Origin of the sequence: Paraburkholderia sp. (assembly GCF_036488505.1) — a bacterium.
Taxonomy (GTDB): domain Bacteria; phylum Pseudomonadota; class Gammaproteobacteria; order Burkholderiales; family Burkholderiaceae; genus Paraburkholderia.
The window spans coordinates 1-2402 of sequence record NZ_DASXHN010000302.1 but is presented as its reverse complement, the minus strand read 5'-3'; the positions used below and the strand labels follow the sequence as shown (position 1 = coordinate 2402).

Here is a 2402-nt window from a genome sequence, read left to right as displayed (position 1 = left end):
GCTGCTCGCCACGCTAGCCGGTTGCGAGATGGGTCTGCGTCTTGCAGGTGTGTCGCTCAAGGAAAGCGGCTTGCCTGCCGCTATGGAGTGGTTGAGCCAGCCGACCAAAGCCTCGGGATTGAAAGCCGCGGCCTGAAGCGCACAATCGCACGGCGCGGGTCGCGAGGGCCGCGCCGTGCGATTTAAAAAGAACGGGTATAGATAAGCAACAAGCAGCAGGCGGAATGGAAGGCGGGGAACACATCCTTCGAGACTCAAGAGCCGCGCATAGAACGCAGGCCGAACATCATGCAAGACGTCCGCAGCGACGTGTGGCGCTGCCGGTCAACGACGCAGCGCGCCATCCCCGGCGCGCCGTCGACATATGCAATGGAGAGAGACGATGAAGCGGTTTGGTTTGACCAGCGCACCGAGTATCGTGCTATTGATGCTTGGCGTCATGTACTTCATCACCTACCTCGACCGCGTGAACGTCAGCACCGCGGCCGCGGGCTTCGGCAAGGAATTCCACCTTTCGCATATGCAGGTCGGCCTCGTGTTCTCGGCCTTCGCGTACCCGTATCTGCTGTTTCAGGTGATCGGCGGCTGGGTGAGCGACCGCTTCGGCGCTAAACGCACGCTGCTGTGGTGCGGCGCAATCTGGGGCGCCGCGACCTTGCTGACCGGCCTCGCCGGCGGCCTCGCGTCCTTGCTGGCCGCGCGCGTGCTGCTTGGCTTCGGCGAGGGCGCCACGTTTCCCGCCGCAACCTCGGCGATGTCGCGCTGGGTCGCGAAGGACAAGCGCGGCTTCGCGCAGGGCATCACGCATGCGGCGTCGCGCATCGGCAATGCGTTGGCGCCCGCGCTGATCGTGCTCGTGATGGCGACTTGGGGTTGGCGCGAGTCGTTCTATATCTGCGGCGTGCTAAGCCTGTTGTGGGTCGGCGTGTGGGCATTTACGTTCACCGAACATCCGAAGGATCATCCCCGCATCACGACCGAAGAACTGGCGGTGCTGCCCGCACCGAAGCCGAAAACGGCCGGCGTGGCGTGGAGCAAACTGTTTCGCCGCATGGCGCCCGTCACGGTCGTGTACTTTTGCTACGGCTGGACGCTGTGGCTGTTCCTGAGCTGGATTCCGCTGTACTTCCTGCACAACAATCATCTGCAATTGCAGAAGTCGGCGATCTTCGCCTCCGTGGTGTTCTTCGCCGGGGTGATCGGCGATACGCTCGGCGGCGTCGTCACCGACTGGATCTTCAAGCGCACCGGCAGCCTGAAACGCGCGCGCAGCTGGATGGTGTCCGTGTGCATGCTGTTCTGCCTGGTGTCGCTGATTCCGTTGATGTTCACGCACGATCTCTATTTGTCGATTGCGTGTCTCGCGTCGGGCTTCTTCTTCGCCGAAATGACGATCGGCCCGATGTGGGCGATTCCGATGGACATCGCGCCGGAATTCGCCGGCACCGCGAGCGGCATGATGAACACCGGCTCGGCGCTGGCCGCGATCATCTCGCCGGTGATGGGCGGTTTCCTGATTGACTACTTCGGCAACTGGGATTTGCCGTTCGTCGGCAGCATCCTGTTGATGGCCGTCGGCGTGGTGCTCGCTTTGCGCATGCAGCCGGAAAGCAGATTCGAACTCGACGCGGCCGACAACCCGCGCATCCCCCACCGTGTGGGCGTGTAAGCACAATCGACTGTTCACTCATTGTTCACTCACTGTTCGCGATTAAAGACATGACCTCACCACTCAGCCAGCGTCTTGCCGACGCACGCCGCGATCGCGTCACGCTCGACACGCTGCCGCCGGATCTGATACCGGCCGACGCCAGCGCGGCCTATGCAATTCAGCACGAAATCCTGAGCGCGTGCGGCGCGCGCATCGGTGGCTGGAAGATCGGCGCGAAGTCCGCGAGCGGGCCGATTCAGGGCGCGCCGTTGCCCGATGTCGACCAGCACGCAGACGGCGCGCGTTTGCCGCACGCGGGCTTCGCACCGCTTGGGCTCGAACTGGAAATAGCGTTTCGCTTTGGCCGCCGTTTTGAGCCGTCCACTACGCGTTATAGCGAAGACGAAGTGAAGGCGGGCATCGCTTCGACGGGTGCGACCATCGAAGTGGTCGCGAGCCGCTATGCAGCGTGGCCCCATATCGACAAGCTCGCGCAACTCGCGGACTTGCAGAACCACGGCGCGCTGATCGTCGGCGAGTTCATCCCTTATCGCGAGGACTTTCCGTTCATCGCGCCGTCTTTACATTTCAGTTTCAACGGACAAGACGTGGTCGAATCCGCGCCAGCGAATCCTGCCGGCGATCCGCGGCGGTTGCTGACGTGGCTCGTCAATCACGCGAGTTCGCGCGGCATCGCGGTGACACCGGAGATGGTCGTGACCACGGGGTCGTACACGGGGATGTTTTTTCC

At 62.9% G+C, this 2402-nt stretch carries 2 protein-coding genes; both read left to right on the top strand.

The features are described 5' to 3' along the window. Positions 1-382 precede the first annotated feature (382 nt). Positions 383-1669, top strand: a complete 1287-nt coding sequence (locus VGH68_RS18000) for an MFS transporter (RefSeq protein WP_331605022.1) — start codon at positions 383-385, stop codon at positions 1667-1669. Positions 1670-1719: 50 nt separating this feature from the next. After that, positions 1720-2402 (top strand): 2-keto-4-pentenoate hydratase (locus VGH68_RS17995; protein WP_331605021.1); only part of this gene is annotated, 683 nt, incomplete at its 3' end.